This window comes from Pseudarthrobacter sp. NamE2, assembly GCF_005796205.1.
GTDB lineage: Bacteria > Actinomycetota > Actinomycetes > Actinomycetales > Micrococcaceae > Arthrobacter.
This window is the reverse complement of sequence record NZ_VAHN01000001.1, coordinates 88,469-105,849: the sequence shown is the minus strand read 5'-3', so window position 1 is coordinate 105,849 and position 17,381 is coordinate 88,469. Positions and strand designations below refer to the sequence as shown.

The window sequence follows — 17,381 nt, the reverse complement described above, 5'->3', positions numbered from 1 at the left end:
AGTGGTGCGTCGGTGAAGCTGATGCTTGTGTGGGAGGGGTCAGGCGCCGGGGCGAATCATGCCCTCTTGGGCGACTGTGGCAAGGAGCCTTCCCTGCCGGTCGAAGAAGCGGCCCATTGCCAGGCCCCTGTTGCTCTGGCTGGACACGGCTTCCTGGGCGTACAGGATCCATTCGTCGGCGCGGCCCTCGCGGTGGAACCACATGGAGTGGTCCAGGCTGGCCGTTGCGAGTCCCCGGCTGGACCAGTGGAGGCCGTTGACCCTCAGGAGCGGTTCCAGGATGGTGTAGTCGCATACATAGGCCAGCGCAGTGCGGTGAAGATCGACATCGTCCGGCAGGGAATCGAAAGCCTTGACCCAGATGGCCTGCTGCGGCACAGGGCCGCCCTCCAGCTCGATGTACACCGGTCCCGGTACGTGACGCATGTCGAAGCTACGTCCGGCGGACCAGTAATCGACAGCAGGACCGACGGCTTCCTCCAGTGCCTCTGCGGCACTGCGCAGGGAATCAGGTTCGACGGCGGCGGGTGCCTCGGGCTGAAAGTCCGGGCCGTCCTCAGGAACCTGAAAGGAACCCATTGCGGCATAGACAGCCTTGCCGTTCTGGAATCCGCGTACGGTCCGGGTGGAGTACCCGCGGCCGTCACGCAGCCGCTCCACTTCGTAGCGGATGGTTGCCCCGACGTCGACGGGCCGCATGAAGTAGCTGTGCATGGAGTGCAACGCCCTGTCTCCGTCGACTGAGCGCATCATTGCCGCAGCAGCCTGGGCCACCATGTCCCCGCCGTAGGCCTTGGGCCAGGGCACGTACTGGGTTGTGGCGCCGTAGGCCTCGTCGTAGACCTCTGCCGGAGCCGGCGTCAGCTCCACGGCCCGCAGGAAGGTCTCCGAGGTCAGTGTTCCGGTGATCATCGCGGTCAGGCCCTGCGGTAGCCGGCGAGGGTTTCGTCGGCCACGTCGTCGAGGTTGACCACCAGGTTCTCCGGCGTGCGTGCCGTCAGCCAGACGAGTTCCTCGGTGACGGACATGTTTGCCTCCACGTGGGGCATGAACGGTGGGACGAAGACCCAGTCGCCGGCCTTCATGTCGAGGAATTCCTGGTAGTTCTCCCCGAAGTAGATGCGCCCCTGGCCACGCAGCACGTACCCGCCCGTTTCCGCTTCGCCGTGGTGGTGCGGCAGTGAGCGGTACCCGGGAGTGTTGGATACCTGGCCGAACCAGATCTTGGTGGCCGGTGTGTGCTGGATGCTGACACCCGAGACGCGGATGCAGTCCCCGGACTGGGCGGTGTTGGTGTCCTCATGCCCTGCCCGGGTGACCACGGGGACTACCTTGCCATCGGCTTGGGCATAGATGGAGTTGTCGCCTTCGAGGCGGTAGTCAGTAGCAGTCTGGTTCATTGGGTCACTCCTTGGTTGATGTTGGACTGATGCGGACGACGTTTTCAAGGCGTCCTATCCCGGTGATTTCGGTGGTGAGCACGTCACCGTCGTTCAGGAAACGGGGCGGCGTCATGCCCATGCCCACTCCCCCGGGCGTTCCTGTCAGGACGAGGTCGCCAGGGCGCAGGATGGTGAACTGGGAGATGTAGGAAAGCAGTTTTGCCGGGGCAAACACCAGGGTGCCGGTGTTGCCCTTTTGAACGACGTCGCCGTTGACGTAGCCAACGACGTCGAAGGTTTCGCCAGCCTCGTCGGGTGTAACGAGGACGGGGCCGACAGGGGTGGTGGCGTCAAACGCCTTGCCCTGGAACCACTGCAGTGTCCGGTTTTGCCAGTCGCGCATGGAGACGTCATTGGCGACGGTGTACCCGGCTATTGCCGCTGCGGCCTGATCCTCGTCCGCACGGAAGATTTCAGTCCCGACCACCGCCGCCAGCTCGGCCTCCCAGTCGACGCGGTCGCTTCCCCGGACCACGATGGCGTCATTCGCTCCCACCAGGGTGTCCGCGTACTTGGCGAACAGGGTGGGGTACTGGGGAAGTTCCCTGCCCATCTCCTGGATGTGGTCCGCGTAGTTCAGACCGCAGCAGATGACCTTGCCGGCGCGGGGAAGTAGGGGCGCGTAGTCAACGTCGCCGGCTTCGATAACTGCCGGCTCCTTTGCAGCAGCGGCCTCGCGGACCAGGTCCCGCCAGTCCGGCCGGGCCAACAGTCCCCCGACGTCGGAGGCCGGGAGGGCAACATAGGCGTCGGCACCCGTGGCGACTGCCGCCGTCGTTCCCTGTCCGGCTATGCGCAAGGTGGCGAGTTTCATGGATTCTGTCCCTTCGATATCAATGTGTCGACTTTTTTACGATCGTCACATATGCTCAACGTAGCACGGCGGAATTGATCTGCACAGAGCCTTTCCGGAACTTTTTTCAGAAGCCACATACCAGGAGGAACAGCATGGGCCACAAGACAATCAACCCGGAGTCGCTTCCCAAGCCGTCCGGATTCGCGCACGGGATGCTCGCCGGGAACACGGTATTCCTGGGCGGCCAGACGGCCTTGGACAAGGACATGAAGATCGTGCCCGGCGGCATCGTGGAACAGTTCACGCAGGCGTTCTCGAACGTCCTCACCACACTGCGCGAAGCAGGTGGCCAGCCGGAGGACCTGGTAAACGTGACGATCTACCTGACCGACGTTGAGGACTATATAGCCAACGGCCGCGAGATCGGACGCATCTGGCGGGAGATGGCGGGTTCGCAGTATCCGGCGATGGCAGGCATCGGGGTCACCCGCCTGTGGCAAAAAGAGGCGATGATCGAAATCCAGGGCATCGCTGTCATCAGCGAACGCTGACCCGGAAAGTAAAGAGGATCCGGCTGGCCGTTATTGCCAGCCGGATCCTTTTCAGGTTCCCGGACTTTTTGGTCTCTAGGCTGCTTCCGCTTGCTCCACCAGGGACAGGGCATAGATCTCAGCCATCGGAGCGATCAGGCGGTGCACGCTGAAGAAAATCCGGCGCGCCTCGGGTCCTTGCCAGCCGGGCGGGAGGTACTCAAGGGGCAGCCCGGGGTCACGGTAGGGCAGACGCCGCCACAGGGTCAGCATGGGTACGTAGTAGCGGAACGCGTCCCGGCGAAGATCCTCCGAGGACGCGGCCAACGCCTTTTCGGGGTCATCACCCACCAGCGCGGTCCAGTCCTCCAGCGAGCTGCCGTAGGTGTCCATGAACTCGGAGATTTGCGACTCCAAGGCCTCGAGGTCCCACCACTGGGCCACCTTCGCCCGCATATCTGAATCCGACGAGTAGTCGCCGGTAAAGAACTCCACATACTTGTCCAGCCCCCGGGATTCGAGGCGCTGCCTGGCGCCTTCCCGCACTCCGGAAGGTGCAATCCAGACTCCCGCTCCCATGGAACCAAAACCCAGCCTGGTCAGCTCGGTGCGCAGCTGGTGGCGCCGGTCCCGCATCGACTCGGGTACGGAAAAGATGGCCAGGACCCAAGGGGCTCCGGTGGCTGCGCGGTAGGGGGCGAAGATGCGCTCGTCACCCTCACTGACGAGCTTTAGTGAACGCTCGGAGAGCTCGTACCGGGCCACTCCCCCGTTCTTGACGCTCGTCAGTACCCCCTTGGCCTTCAGCCGGGAGACGGCCGAGCGGACGCCGGGCGCATCATGGCCCAGCTCGCCAAGCATCTGAATCAGCACGGAAATGGGAAGCTGGCCGCCCCCGCGGCGTCCATAGAGACCGTAAATCGTCAGGATTAGCTGCTGCTGGGGCAGGGAAGGAACAGGCGCAGCAAGCATGCGATCGGGTCTCGATTCTGTCGGGGTCACAGTCCTTCCAAGCATATTTGAAAGACGAAGCGCTCCACTTAGTGTCCCTTGAACGCTTCCGCCAACCACCAGGCACCGCCGTCGGAAGCGATGCGTGCATCGATGACCAGCGGTGCGTTGCGTGGCCCTGCCAGCCATTCCTTGATCCCGTCAAGGTCGCCAGTCGAGCGGACAGTGAGCGCGGCCGCGCCATATCCGCGGGCGATCGAGGCGATGTCCACCTGGGGGAACCGCACGACGTCCAGGTCCTCGTCATCGGCGTCGAAGTGGTGCACTTCGGCACCGTAGGCGGAATCGTTGTAGATGACGGCCACAAGTGGAATTTTCTCCCGGACCAGCGTCTCCAGTTCCGAGATCGCCATGAGGAAACCTCCGTCGCCGGCTCCCAGGACGGGCAGGCGGTCAGGCCGGGCCTTGGCGGCACCAATGGCCGTGTACAACCCAAGGCCGATCGATTGAAAGGCTTGGGTGAAGCAGAATCCGAACTCGTCCGGAACGGACAGGTAGGTGCTGGGATAGCCCATGAAGTTGCCGGAGTCGACGGATACTATGCGCTCGGCCGGAAGGATGCGGTCAAGTTCCCGGGTGAGCACGCGGGGGTCTATGACCTCGGAGGTGGACAAGTCTTCTGTCAGTTCCGTATTCCAGCGGGCATGGCCCGTGATCTCTCGCGCCATTTCCGGCGTCCGCAGGCCTACCGCGTTGTGCTGGGATGTCCGCAGCCTGGCAAGCACGGCAGCTGCCGTTTCTGCGCTGTCGCCCAGCACGCCCAGGTCGATGGGACGGTTGGCGCCAAGAGCGCGGTCCTCAAGGTCCACTTGAACCACCTTCGCCGTGGGCCCGATCAGCGAACCATGGCGCATTGTCCACATGTTCAGGGCACAACCCCAACCGATGATCAGGTCCGCTTCGGAAATCATTGCCGCGGTGAACGGCGAGGAAAAGCCGCCGGAAATACCCAGGTTGAAGGGGTCACCCTGGAAAAGGCCGTGTGCGACGGCGGAGGTGGCCACGAGTGCCCCCGCCGCCTCGGCCAGGGCGGCGATTTCAGGTCCCGCGCCGCGGCCGCCGCGCCCGGCGACAAAAACCGGCCGCCGGGCATTCCGGATAAGCCCGGCCAGCTCCTCGACAGCCGCATCCGTGGGTGCGAACCGCTGAGCCGGCACCAGCGGTACCGGCTCCGCAATGCCCTCTGGTGCCGGCGCCGCCTGGACATCAGTAGGCAGGGACAGTACAACCGTCCTGCGCTCGTTAACGGCCGTCCGGTATGCCCGGACCGTGTCAGCCACGGCGCTTTGCGGGGAGTGGATGCGCTCGGCCACCGCTCCCACGCTGCGGGCCAATGCGTCCTGATCGATCCTGAAGTTGGAACCCACCGCGGAAGCGGCCGTATCGGCAGTTACGACGATCATGGGCGTACGGCTCTTGGCAGCTTCGCCGATACCCGTCACCGCATTAGTCAGCCCGCAGCCCTGATGGGTGGAGACGACCCCCACCTTCCCGGACATCCGCCCGTAGGCATCGGCCATGGTGGCAGCACCGCCCTCATGGCGGGCTGCTGTATAGGGCACGCCGGCCCGGCGCAATGCATTGGTGACCACGAAGTTCCCGCTGCCCACCACGCCGAAAATGTGGCCAACACCGAGCCGGGCAAGAGTGTATCCGACCAGTTCGCTGACATTGCCGGCCACAAGGGCGGGCGGAACGTCCGGCGTAACCACGTCACTGCCTTCGAAGCCACTGGTGATAACAGTCATTGTCTCTTCTCCTTTGGGGACAGCGCGGAAACGGCCGCCAGCAACGTCATTGGCGCAGGCAGGATTCCGTCACTACGACGATTCTATGGCGTTAAATTTACGAACGTCAATCATTTGAAATATAAGCTCTGCTGGCGGAGGCCTTCAGATGGCGGTGCAGTTAGGGTGAGGTGGTGGACGGGGTGGGGTCGAGGAGGTCGCGCCGGATCTGCTCCCCCACTTCCCGCAGCTTCTCGGCAAACAGTGCAGCGTTCGGGGCCAGTGGCCTGTCCGCATGGAGCAGGATGCCAACCTGCTGGGCAAGTCCTGCGAGGTGCAGCTCGAGCATCTGCAGGCCCGGCTCCACAACTGCCATGGACTCCGGCATCAGGGCAAGAAATCCTGCCTCGGCCACGAGGGCGCGCAAGGTGGCAGGAGTTCCGGATTCCACCCGCTGAACCGGCGGGGTAAGGCCGGCGGCGTGGAAGTTCTCCTCGAGTTCATCACGCAGCGGTGTATTCGCCAGCGGCACTACCCAGGGATGCCTGACGAGATCCCTAAGTGAGGCCTCCGCTAGGGCATGCACGGGGTGGCTGGGCGCGGCAACAATGCGGAATTCCTCCCGGTATAAAGGGACAAGCCGCAGCCGGGACGTACTGGGATGATCGGTAACCCGGCCCACCAGCAGGTCGAGATCGCCGTTGCCCAGCTCCTGTATAAGGGCTTCCGGCGGGGCCTCCCGGAGCAGGACTTCCACCCGGGGCCTTTCAGCTGTGAATCGAGCTACCGCCCGCGGCAACAGCAGGTTGGCGCCGGTAACGTGCGCGCCTACCCGCACCACACCCGCTTCCGGATCTGCGAGCTCATCCACCCTGCGACGCAGGGTAGCCACATGACCCACAATCGCCTTGGCATGCTCGAGGCACACCTGCCCAGCCGGTGTGGGTACCATGCGGCGTCCGGTTCGCTCGAACAGGGGCGCTCCGACCGCTTGCTCGGCTTCCCGTAGGGCCCGGCTCAAGGCCGGCTGCGTCAAATACAGTTCTTCCGCAGCCCGGACCAGGCTCCCTTGTTCTGCAATCGCAAGTACGATCACAAGGTGACGCAGCTTCAGGTGGGTGGTCAGCAGCGCCCGCAGGTCCATCTCTTCATCCTACGGGCTCGCCCTCCAGGCAATCAGCGTGCAGCGGCGGCAGCGGTCTGGCGTGGAATGGCAACTTCCCGGTCCCACTGGGCTGCCTCGCGGCCGGCCGCCTTGAGCACCTGCTTGCGTACCTTGCCGTTCTCGGTCTGGGGCAGCTGATCTACCACGCGCAGGAAGCGCGGGATGGCAAACGACGCCAGCCGTGGGCCGCAGAAATCACACAACTCGGTGAAATCGATCGGCTCCCGCAGGATAAGTGCTGCCATCACCTCATCCTCCCCCAACTCCGAATCGACGGCATAAACTGCAGCGTCCTGGATGGCCGGATGCTGCCGCAACACCTGCTCAACTTCCACAGAGGAAATATTCTCGCCGCGGCGGCGGATCACATCCTTGATCCGGTCAACGAAGCGCACCCATCCGTCCTCGTCAAGGACAACCCGGTCTCCGCTGTGGAACCACAAGTCCTGCCAGGCCTTGGTTGTTGCTTCCGCCATGGCGTGGTACCCGGTGGCCATGGCGTGAGGCTGGTCGCTGCGGATCAACAGTTCACCGGGCACGCCGGCGGGAACGGGCACACCATCGGAGTCCACGACGCGGATGGAGAACCCGGGCCGCACCTTGCCTACATAGCCGGGGCGCCACTGATCGGGAGTTGATCCGATCACCGAATTCGTCTCCGTGGACCCGTAGCCGTCCAGCAGCAGCACCCCAAACCGTTCCCGGAAAGGTTCTACCAGTCGGGCAGGGGTTGCAGGAGAGAGGGCCAGACGGATCGTATGGTCCCGTTCCCCGGGCCCGGGGTCCTTGCCGGCGAGGATGCCCACCATTGCGCCGAGAAGATATGTCACGGTAGCACCGGCGGAGGCGGCGTCCGACCAAAAGCGGGATGCTGAGAACCGCGGGCCCAGAACGTACTCGCCGCCGCATTCAACGGCCTGCATAAAGGCATTAAGGGCGTTCGTGTGAAAAAGGGGTAAGCACGTGTACAGCACGTCCTCGGGGCCAAGCCCCAGCTGGTCAGACATGTTCACCGCCCACCAGTAGAACTGGCCTTGGGGACACAGCACACCCTTGGAAACCCCGGTGGTCCCTGATGTGTACAGGATGGCGGCGGTCTCGGCCGGAGCGGCATCCACTGGTTCCACACCAGTACCAGGCTCCGGGATCGGGAGCACCTCGAAGGGTGCCTGAAGATTTGGGGCGGGGCCGTCGATGACCCACGCCGTGCGAAGGACCTCCGGAGCCACTGCTGCCAGGTGCGGCAGCTGCTCAGCTTCTGCCACCACCAGTGCGGCCCGGGAGTTCTCCAGCACGTGCCGCAGCTGTTCCCCGCGGCTGGCTGTGTTCACAGGAACAGCGACGGCACCAATCCAGGCACAGCCAAGGATCAAGTCGAGCAACTCCGGCCGGTTTGAGGACATCAATGCAACCGTCTGCCCGCGCTCGATCCCGGCGCTGCGCAGCATGCCTCCCGCTCCAGCTGCGGCCTCCACCATTGCCTGGCTGTCACGGCTAACCTCACCGCAGCGGAACAGCGGTGCCGACGGGGCTTTGCTGGCCCGCTCTAGCAGCATCTGCGGGATGGTCAGTGGACGCTGCCGCCGTCCGGCAAGTGTTGGATTCATGACTGATCCTCATTCAGGGTCGTGTGGATTGGTATGTACGCGTTGGCGCCGGACCCGGCTACGGGGTCATTCGTAAGGGGCACACTCTGTCCAGGTTCAGCTTCAGAACCGGTCAGTCGGGCGATAAGCCGCAGGCCGCCGTCGAGGGCCACGGTTGCCAGGACGATGCCGTCAGAGAGTGTCGTGGTTTGCTCAATGGTTCCGGTCTCTGCTGCGACTGTTGAGAAACTGTCCTCTCCGCAGACCGGGCAAAAAAGGCGGGCCGGGAAAAGGAGGCTTCGGCAGTTGCGGCATTCCTGCACCACGGCGCTCATTTTGCGGCCTCCAGCACAGACATGGTGGCGCAGGCGCCGTAGCGGTACAGGACCATGCCGTATCCGCTGACCACAGCGTGGCGGACCGAAATTTGCCGCGCCCCTGCAGTGCCCATGAGCTGGCGGGCTGCCTCAACCAGCCCATGCATGCCGCCGGCTGCGCCCGCCTGTCCCGCCGAGAGCTGGCCCCCGGAGGTGTTCACCGGCAGTTCGCGGGTGGCGATGCGGCGCTTGATGAAATCAGCTGGGTGATCGTCCGCCGGCAGAACGCCGAGGTCCGCCAGCTGCGCCACCACCATGGAGGGGTAATCGTCGTAAACGCAGGCGAGGCCGACGTCCTTCGGGCCGATTCCGGCTTCCTCCCATCCGGGCTGGGCGCAGGCCCGAAGCCCGGTTTCCAGTCCGTCACCGGCCTGCTGGTCGGCGTTGTAGGACGCCCGTACCGTGAGCACCTTTGCACGTGGTCTGCTGTTGCCGGGGTCAGCCACGAGGACAATTGCGTCAGCACCGGTTACCGGAGGAACACAGTCGTAGCGTCCCAACGGAGTGGCGACGGCCGGTGCGTTGAGGTATTCGTCCATGGTGAGGGCTTTTCGGTAGACAGCCCCGGGGTTGTCCGCGGCCCATTCGCGCTGGGCGATGGCGATGTGTCCGTAATCTTCACGAGTAAGTCCGAGCACCTCCATCTGCCGCGTGGTGAGCATCGCAAACAGGGCATTCGGTCCCTTCATCGGCAGGGGCGCGAGGTGGTCCTGGGTCGCGCGGTTGTAGCTGGCCACCAGCTGTGAGAATGCCGGCCCGTCCATCAGGTCCCCTGCAGCGAGAACGATGACCTTGGCATCGCCGGCTTCGATCGCCCGCACTGCGTGCTGGAGCATGCCCCCGGCACTTGCCCCGCCGTTCGTATCCTGCATCAACCAGGTCAGGCGAAGACCCATCCGCCAGGCCAGGTCAATGGCGTGGTCCGGGTTGAGCGTGAAGCTGGAGACCGCGAACCCGTCGACGTCACCCGGGCTGAGGCCTGCTTCCCGCAATGCGTTGCGGACGGCACGGGCGATAACCTGGGAGGTTTCCGTCCCCGGGTGGGGGTGGCGGGTGTAAGGCGATTGCCCTGTTCCGATGATGGAGACCGTCACTTCGGTCCTTTCTGGGGTGACTGTAAGCAAAGGGCGGAACGATCCGGACGTTTAGGAGACAGTCTCGGCCGGCTGGCCTGCTTCCTGACGCTGGTCATCGTGCTTTTTCCGGCCCCCCGCAGCAGCTACCGCTATCAGGGTCACCAGCACCATGCCAATGAGGTACAGCGACACCGGCGCAGAGGAGTTGAAGTTCAACAGCAGGGCCGTGGCGATCATGGGGGCTACCCCGCCGGCGAACACGGCCGCGATTTCGTGGGCAATTGCCATGCCGGAGTACCGGACTTCGGCGGAGAACAGTTCATGGAAGAACGCCGGCTGGGTTCCGATCATGGCACCGTGGCAAACACCGTTGGCGATAAGGAAGGCAAGGATCACCACTGCAGGGGTGTTGGCATCGATCATTGCAAAGAACGGGAAGGCCATTACACCCATACCCACGGCGCCGAACGCGTACATGGGGCGCCGGCCGATACGGTCGGAGAGGTATCCGAAGAAGATGTAAGCGCCGAACGAGACCAGCATCGACACCGCCACTGCCAAGAGCAACAGCCCCTTGTCTACTCCTACGTGGACGCCGTAGACGATCGAGAAGGAAAGGAAGATGTACGAGCCGCCGTTTTCAGCGACGCGCAGGCCCATGGCAATGAGGATTTCGCGAGGGTGGGCCCTTATAGCATCCAGCGCGGGGACACGGTGCTCGGAACGGCTCTCACGGACTTCGGTGAACTCTTTGGATTCGGGAAGCTTGAGGCGGATGTAGGCGCCCACACCAAGCAGAACGATGCTGACGAGGAACGGCAGACGCCAACCCCATGCCAGGAACTCAGGTTCGGGCATCAACTGGACCAGGAAGAAGGCCAGGGAAGACAGCACGAAACCGAGCGAGATGCCGCCCTGGCTGAAGGCTGCGAGCATGCCCCGGCGGGAGTTGCCGCTGTTTTCGCTGATAATCAGAACGCCGCCCCCCCATTCGCCGCCGGCGGCGATGCCCTGGAGGATTCGAAGGACGATGAGCAACGCTGGCGCCCACACCCCAACCTGGGCGTATGTGGGCAGCAAGCCCATCAGCATTGTGCTGATCCCCATGATCGTTAATGTCATGACCAGCGACTGCTTGCGCCCCAGCTTGTCTCCGATGTGACCGAAGATTATTCCGCCCAAGGGGCGGGCGGCGAACCCGACAGCGAATCCGGCAAAAGCGGCCATGGTGCCCACGAGCGGGTCTGTGTCGGCCGGGAAGAACAAACGGCCAAACACGATGGCCGATGCTGTGGCGTACAGGAAGAAGTCGTACCACTCGAGCGCATTGCCGACGAGCGAGGCAACAACGTACTTGCGGACCCCGGGACGTTGTCCCGGCAATGTGGTTGGGGAATCAGACATTGTTGCTCCTTAGTGCTGATGAAACTGTGGCATGTGACCGCCGGCCCGATTTCACATCCCGGCCATGTTGCTGCTGATCCAGGTGAACCCGGATAACGGCCTGGTAAGTGTGACGGGCGTTACGTTGATTAACTTCAGTGTCCCTCCCGGGGCGGGCACCGTCGAATGCCTATATCGCCAGGGTCTATGCAGGTTCCGGTAAGGCAGCCTGATACGCGGGAGTAAGTGTTCCGAACCGGATTGCGCGGTGCTAACGTCGCAGCCATTGGCCCTTGCGTACACGCCGCGGGCAGCCAACGCAATCCTCTGGCCTCCGCTGGGGTGAACAACTTTAGGAGTTCTCATGGAACTAGACGCTGTGAATGACGCCCGTCAGGCGGGCTTGGCCCGCCTGCTCGGTGATCTTGGCGCCCAACGAACCGGCGTAGTGGACCTCACTACCCCGCTCTCCGCCGCCACGCCCACATTGGAGTTGCCCGCGCCATTTGCCAACCTCATTGATTTCTCGCTCGAGGAGGTCTCCGCGTACAACGAGCCAGGGCCCTACTGGAAGCATCACAACATTCATACGGGCGAGCACATCGGCACTCATCTGGACGCCCCGGTACATTGGGCCACGGGGCGCGACGGCAAGGACGTCGCCCAAATCGAGCCAGCCCGGTTAGTAGGCCCGGCCCTTGTCCTGGACGTCACCGCAGAGGCCGCCTCCGATCCCGACTTCCTGCTGGATGTCCACCACATCCGCGAATGGGAATCGGAGTATGGATCACTGCCGGAGGGTGGCTGGCTCCTCATTCGTACCGGCTGGGAGAACCGCTCCCAAGACCGTGAACGCTTCCTGAACAAGGATGAACAGGGAAACCCGCACTCCCCCGGATTTACAGTCGAATGCGCCCGATGGATTGCGGAAGAATCCGTGTTGTCGGGAATTGGCGTGGAGACGGTCGGCATTGACGCCGGCGCAGCCGCCGGACAACAGCCCCCTTTCCCGGCCCATCACTTCCTGCTGGGAAATGATAAGTACGGCATCACTTCGCTGCGGAATCTGGCGCAGCTGCCGCCAGTCGGCGCAGTGCTCATCGTGGCCCCGTTGCCGATCGTCGGCGGAACCGGCAGCCCGGCCCGCGTGCTCGCCCTGGTTGAGGCCAACCAGATGCATTGACCGAGAGAATGCAGTGGGGCGTTCACTGGCGTGGGCTGACATGAAGAAGCCTGCAACAGATCGCCTACAGGTCGGATCCAAATCGGAGGCTGGCCGCAGTTGTGCTTTGCGGATGGCCAGGCTAGCGCCAGGGTGTAGACCGGCGTAGCGTCGATGAAAACGAACAGGGCGCTGGGCGGGGCTAGATACGGAGGCCGGCTCGACGGCCAAGGATCCATCAGAGGAGCCAGGCAATGGCTGGCTGGAATGCTGACACGGCGGCCGGCCCGATGGGGCCAGGGTCAGTTACCTTGGTGCAGGGATCATCGTTCTGCATCTCCTTGCAGAACGGAGACATCCACTCCGACCTTCCACACGGTCTGTTCGTTCAGGACACTCGTGTCCTGTCCGGCTGGAGCCTGACCGTTAACGGTCAGCCACTCGAGCCCTTGGCGGCGGAAACGAAGGAGCCGTACCGGGAGTTGTTCGCCGGGCGCCCCTCCCGCTCAGAGGGGTATGCGGACAGCCCGCTGATTGTGGAGCGGCTGCGCGAATTGGGGGCCGGTATGCAGGAGCAGGTCACCGTTTACAACCACTCTGTGGAACCGGCGGAATGTGTGATCGTGCTGCGGATTGAGGCAGACTTCGCGGACCTCTTCGAGGTGAAAGAGGCAAGGATCCAGCGGCGATGGGACGAAACCCGCCGCACCAACGGCGACGCGCTCACTATTCGGGCTGTCTGGCAGGATGTCCGGAAGAGCGTGACTGTCCAGGGCCAAGGGGCTGACGTCACGCCGCAGGCCCTCACGTACCGGGTGACCGTGCCGCCGCACGGGCACTGGAACACTGTCCTGACCGTCGCGCCCAGCACCGAGGGAGCCGACCCCGCTTTGGCTTTTGTTCAATCCGGCGGGGATGGATCGTCCCCCCTGGACAGGCGCCGGCAAGAGTGGGTGGCCAAGATACCCGTGTTGCAGATGGGAAACCGCTCCATTGAACGGACCCTGCAGCGCAGCTACGACGACCTGGGCGCGCTCCGCATCGAGGACCCGGACCACGCGGATCGTGTGGTGGTGGCCGCCGGGGCACCATGGTTTATGGCTTTGTTTGGGCGCGACTCACTGTGGGCCTCACAAATGGCGTTGCCTGTGGACCCGTCCCTGGCGTTGGGTACGCTGCAGACGCTGGCGGACCGGCAGGGAACCGTTGTGGATCCAGTGAGCGAAGAGGAGCCCGGCAAGATCCTGCACGAAGTCCGGCTCGACGTCTCCAGCGGGCTGTCCCTGGGCGGCAAGTCCGCCTACTACGGCAGCGTCGACGCCACGCCGCTGTTCGTGATGATGCTGGGATCGGTCAGCCGCTGGGGATTCGCCAAGGACACCATCGCCGCGCTGCTGCCCCATGCGGACCGTGCTCTGGAGTGGATCCGTGACTATGGAGACAAAGATGGCGACGGTTTCGTCGAGTACGAGCGACTCAATCCCCAAGGGCTGATCAACCAAGGCTGGAAGGACTCCTGGGACGGCATCAACTTCGCCGATGGAAGCTTGGCCGAACCACCGATCGCACTTTGCGAAGTTCAGGCCTATGTCTACGCCGCGTACGTGTCGCGCGCGTGGATGGCTTACGACGCCGGAGACAGGGGTTTAGCGGATGAGCTCATCGATCGGGCCGCGCACTTGAAGAAACGGTTCAATGAGCAATTCTGGATCCCTGAACGTGGTTACTTCGCCATAGCCCTCGATGGCAAGAAGCGGCAGGTTGACGCGTGCGCCTCGAACATGGGCCACTGCCTGTGGCACGGCATTGTTGATGAGGACAAGGTACCGCCGGTGGCTGAACGGCTGATGTCTCCGGAAATGTTCAGCGGGTGGGGAGTACGGACCCTGGCCAGCGACATGGGAGCCTACAACCCAGCAAGCTACCACAACGGATCGGTTTGGCCGCATGATAATGCAATCATCGCGGCAGGCCTGCTCCGCTACGGATTCGTAGCGGAGGCACAACGGATATCCACCGCACTATTGGAGGCTGCCGAGTATTCCAACGGCCGCCTACCGGAGCTCTTCTGCGGCTTCAGCCGGGACCGGTTTGCCGCGCCCGTGCCCTACCCCACGGCCTGTTCACCGCAAGCCTGGGCAGCAACCGCGCCGATCCTGCTGGTGACTAGCCTGATGCGGTATGACACACACGTGTCCCGCGGAGGGTTCTGGATGGATCCCGTACTCCCGGAATCCTACGGGAACCTACACATCACCAACGCCCCCTTGGGCGGCGGCCGAATCACCATCGACATTGCCAATTCCGTAGCGACCGTGCAGGGACTCCCCGAAGGGATGCTGTTCTACCGCGGGCACCGGCCCTGGATGACAGAACTGCTGGAGCAAACAGGTCAGCGCAGAATGACCTAAAACCGGCCGTTCCCATTCTGTTTGTCCTCCTCCCCAATCAAACCTCGCAACTTGTGGCCGCTGGCGTGGTTAGTTCCGTACGCGATGACGAGTTGATCAATGACGGTCGCCTCTTGTCCAGATGTCAGGCTGCAGCACACCCCAACCTGACGATCGACAGTCTCGGTCTTGACTTCCTTGTATGACGGGTCTAGAACGCAACTTCACAGGCGGAGGGTTGGAGGCAGCAGTGGCCGGATAGCGGATCGGGTACGTGCGCGTGAGCACGCTGGACCAAAACGAGAAGCGCCAGCTTGAAGGCCAGGTTTTGGATCGGGTTTTCACGGATAGGGCCTCGCCCGCAACCTCGATGACCTGCGTGCCCTCGTCCAAACCCTTACCCGTAAGGGGTGCGGGTGGAATTCATCTAGAGAGCCTGCTCTTCACCGGCGAGGACTCCCCCATGGCCAACCTCATGCCCTCCGTCATGGGCGCCTTTGCCGAATTCGAGCGTTCCCTCATCAGGGAACGCCAGCGGGAAGGTATCGCCCTGGCCAAGCGCGGCGCCTATAAGGGCCGAAAAAGACCCTGACACCGGAACGGGCAGCCGAGCTGGTCCAGCGGACCAGCAGCGGCATTCCAAAAGTCGTTCTTGCCCACGATTACGGGATCAGCAGGGAGACGGTCTACCAGTACCTGCGCCAAGCCAGGTCAGCGGGAACCTTCTCCCCCGCCGAGCACCCCCTCTTGCCGTAGCTTTACGGAATATCCGTTGTCGGCATAGCAAAATAGGGACTGAATACCTTCCGCCGTGTACAGGCAGCTGAACCAGAATGGCACGCCGTCAGGCCTACCCTGCCCTGGACCCTTTCCAGCATCGACGGAAAACGACCCTGGGCCGCGCCCGTCATGGGAGCCCGACCGGTGACTCGACAAATAATTACGTGTTGAACTTGGTCGCAGCAGCCATCTGAACTGGGCGGTCTGGTTACGGAAGGAAAAGCTGAGTTGTTGCCGCCGGTTGTGCGGAAAGGCGATCTGATCGGTCGGCTCCATGAATTGGGGCGCGTACCGCTGTCCCCCTGTCAGGGCGGTGACCTCGGTGATTTGGTGATCCCAACTCCGCCGATGATCGTCGTCACCGCGCCTGGGAGTCAACCCAGGTTGGCGAGCTCCATGCGTACTGATCGTTGTGTTGCCGGACCCGTACGTAGTACCAGTCGCGAGGTCCTCCAGTTCCGGAGTCCAGGAGTTCGAGTTGCACCTGCCGGCTGCTTCGGGGGGAGGCTCGGTGGATGAGGATCCCGCCGGAAAGAAAACCTCCTGTATATCCGGCTCGCGAGCCCTGCAGAAGTTCTGCGATTGAGTGCCTCATCTCGACACCGTTGAATTTGCCGAGCAGCACAGTGTGGTCATCCCCTGTTACGTGCAGTGCAAGTTGCTGGGTCGCGTCCGTCATGACGGTCGGGTTGCCCCTCGTTTCGGTCGAGAAGACCAGGCGATGATCGTCGATTTGCCGCCAGGCGGAAAAGCTGCATTTGCCTTCGATTGAATTGCTTGGAGCCACGACGTCATTGCCATGCAGCCGTGGCTCGACCGCGGTGATGCGCCCTCCAAGGACTTCGAGTTCGACGTCCCATGCTGTTTTGACTCCGATTTCTCCCCATCCGACAGTGACTGAAAGCACTCCGTCAAAGTCCTCGTCCCCCGTTCCTGCTGGAGACGTTCGCGCAATAACTTCCCCGTTACGGACCAGTTCCACGTAATCGATGGCATCGCCGCCCATCACATCTATTGCGATCTCCCTTTTGCCGTTGCTGAGGATCGCCGCGCCCATGGGGAAACCGTTGACACTCGTCGCCACCATGATGCGGTCGCCGGTGGCTGCGTAGGTGCGTCTTGCCCGGAGGGCGTTCCAAATGCCATCCCGCGTGAGCTCGTCGGCCCACACCATTGCCCTTCCGTAGCCGTGGCTCCCCGGATGCGCACTGTGATGGTCAGTCGAGCCAATAAAGCCGAAAATTCTGCCTAGGTGGAGGCCGTACTGGGCTGTGCTGGCGGTATCCCTTGGACCCATCGTGTGCAAATAAGGCCGCGGTGCCACGTCGGACTCCCCACATCCGTGCATGGAAAGCATTTCAACGACCGGAGAAAACTCCTCACTATACGTTTCCCAATTGATGCCCCGCCGGCCCGACTTGTAACCGATGTGATGAGGGATTGCCAAGGCATCGAGCCCGCTCCTCTTTAGTTTCCTCAGCACACGGCGAAGCTGCTCCAGGCTGCGAGCGGAAGCCGGAGCCAGCGGCCCTTGACCTGATTTGTAGTAAATACAGTGGTCACCGTATTGCATGCTGTGCCACTCGAAGGAGAGCAGCGTGACGAATTGGCCGTCCTCGTGGACCGACTCGGTAACTTCCTGAACGCGGTCCCATTCGTCACGCAGATGTGCGAATCCCCTGCTGTGATACTCACGCACGTGAGAGGGGTGATCAGGCATATCGTGCCAGCTGGCGTGACCAGTAACGCTGGCAAAATCGAGTTGGAGGCGGGCATTGACGTAGGCTTCTTCGATGCTGCCATGGCCGTAACTGATGTCACAGTGATTGTGAATATCTCCCGCATAGGCCAACATGCCCGCGTAGGCCTCCAGCGAAGACCCCACTCGCGCTAGCGCCATAATCTGCTCCTAGCCTGGATCAGGAAAGCGGCAAAGGGTTAGTCCAAACAATACTC

General features: G+C 62.9%; 14 protein-coding genes and 2 pseudogenes. 4 read left to right on the top strand and 12 right to left on the bottom strand.

Going from position 1 to position 17,381, the window contains the following annotated elements:
• Positions 1 to 39 precede the first annotated feature (39 nt).
• Genes FDW83_RS00485 through FDW83_RS00475 form a run of 3 tightly spaced genes read right to left on the bottom strand, consistent with a single transcriptional unit; the run spans position 40 to position 2,256 of the window.
• On the bottom strand, positions 40 to 912 hold the full coding sequence (locus FDW83_RS00485) for an acyl-CoA thioesterase II (RefSeq protein ID WP_138135670.1): 873 nt from the start codon (positions 910 to 912) through the stop codon (positions 40 to 42).
• A gap of 5 nt (positions 913 to 917) precedes the next feature.
• Positions 918 to 1,400, bottom strand: coding sequence for a cupin domain-containing protein (locus tag FDW83_RS00480; protein ID WP_138135669.1), 483 nt, complete (start codon positions 1,398 to 1,400; stop codon positions 918 to 920).
• Positions 1,401 to 1,404: 4 nt separating this feature from the next.
• Positions 1,405 to 2,256 (bottom strand): fumarylacetoacetate hydrolase family protein, encoded by an 852-nt coding sequence (locus FDW83_RS00475; RefSeq protein ID WP_138135668.1) that lies wholly within the window; start codon positions 2,254 to 2,256, stop codon positions 1,405 to 1,407.
• A 134-nt stretch (positions 2,257 to 2,390) separates the two neighbouring features.
• Here FDW83_RS00475 and FDW83_RS00470 point away from each other — a divergent pair, with 134 nt between their 5' ends.
• A complete protein-coding gene (locus FDW83_RS00470) occupies positions 2,391 to 2,789 on the top strand; it encodes a RidA family protein (protein ID WP_138135667.1) in 399 nt (132 codons plus the stop codon).
• A gap of 75 nt (positions 2,790 to 2,864) precedes the next feature.
• On the opposite strand, the gene FDW83_RS00465 is transcribed toward FDW83_RS00470, so the two are convergent.
• The 8 genes and pseudogenes from FDW83_RS00465 to FDW83_RS00435 all read right to left on the bottom strand — a co-directional run bounded on the left by FDW83_RS00465 (position 2,865) and on the right by FDW83_RS00435 (position 11,114).
• Positions 2,865 to 3,740, bottom strand: a complete 876-nt coding sequence (locus FDW83_RS00465; RefSeq protein WP_138135666.1) for a PaaX family transcriptional regulator C-terminal domain-containing protein — start codon at positions 3,738 to 3,740, stop codon at positions 2,865 to 2,867.
• Positions 3,741 to 3,808: 68 nt separating this feature from the next.
• Positions 3,809 to 5,527: a thiamine pyrophosphate-binding protein gene (locus FDW83_RS00460; protein ID WP_138135665.1), complete on the bottom strand. Its 1,719-nt coding sequence runs from the start codon at positions 5,525 to 5,527 to the stop codon at positions 3,809 to 3,811.
• Between the two features lie 160 nt (positions 5,528 to 5,687).
• On the bottom strand, positions 5,688 to 6,398 hold the full coding sequence (locus FDW83_RS00455; RefSeq protein ID WP_240720814.1) for a LysR substrate-binding domain-containing protein: 711 nt from the start codon (positions 6,396 to 6,398) through the stop codon (positions 5,688 to 5,690).
• Between the two features lie 48 nt (positions 6,399 to 6,446).
• A pseudogene (locus FDW83_RS19330) lies at positions 6,447 to 6,650 on the bottom strand (LysR family transcriptional regulator); the annotation flags it as partial.
• 32 nt (positions 6,651 to 6,682) lie between these two features.
• On the bottom strand, positions 6,683 to 8,278 hold the full coding sequence (locus FDW83_RS00450; RefSeq protein WP_240720786.1) for an ATP-dependent acyl-CoA ligase: 1,596 nt from the start codon (positions 8,276 to 8,278) through the stop codon (positions 6,683 to 6,685).
• Positions 8,275 to 8,592 (bottom strand): Zn-ribbon domain-containing OB-fold protein, encoded by a 318-nt coding sequence (locus tag FDW83_RS19710; RefSeq protein ID WP_138135663.1) that lies wholly within the window; start codon positions 8,590 to 8,592, stop codon positions 8,275 to 8,277. Before FDW83_RS19710 ends, FDW83_RS00450 begins: the two co-directional genes overlap by 4 nt.
• Entirely contained in the window at positions 8,589 to 9,728 is a 1,140-nt protein-coding gene (locus tag FDW83_RS00440; protein WP_138135662.1) for a thiolase family protein, read from the bottom strand. Before FDW83_RS00440 ends, FDW83_RS19710 begins: the two co-directional genes overlap by 4 nt.
• Before the next feature lie 51 nt (positions 9,729 to 9,779).
• A complete protein-coding gene (locus FDW83_RS00435) occupies positions 9,780 to 11,114 on the bottom strand; it encodes an MFS transporter (RefSeq protein WP_138135661.1) in 1,335 nt (444 codons plus the stop codon).
• Between the two features lie 343 nt (positions 11,115 to 11,457).
• On the opposite strand from FDW83_RS00435, the gene FDW83_RS00430 reads away from it, so the two are divergent.
• The 3 genes and pseudogenes from FDW83_RS00430 to FDW83_RS00420 all read left to right on the top strand — a co-directional run bounded on the left by FDW83_RS00430 (position 11,458) and on the right by FDW83_RS00420 (position 15,401).
• Complete coding sequence (locus FDW83_RS00430; RefSeq protein ID WP_138135660.1) at positions 11,458 to 12,276, top strand: cyclase family protein; 819 nt, start codon at positions 11,458 to 11,460, stop codon at positions 12,274 to 12,276.
• A gap of 233 nt (positions 12,277 to 12,509) precedes the next feature.
• Complete coding sequence (locus FDW83_RS00425) at positions 12,510 to 14,666, top strand: glycogen debranching N-terminal domain-containing protein (RefSeq protein WP_138135659.1); 2,157 nt, start codon at positions 12,510 to 12,512, stop codon at positions 14,664 to 14,666.
• A gap of 244 nt (positions 14,667 to 14,910) precedes the next feature.
• Positions 14,911 to 15,401: pseudogene (locus FDW83_RS00420) on the top strand (recombinase family protein).
• Between the two features lie 382 nt (positions 15,402 to 15,783).
• Here the strand turns inward: FDW83_RS00420 and FDW83_RS00415 are convergent.
• Complete coding sequence (locus FDW83_RS00415; protein WP_138135658.1) at positions 15,784 to 17,325, bottom strand: DUF3604 domain-containing protein; 1,542 nt, start codon at positions 17,323 to 17,325, stop codon at positions 15,784 to 15,786.
• Positions 17,326 to 17,381 lie beyond the last annotated feature (56 nt).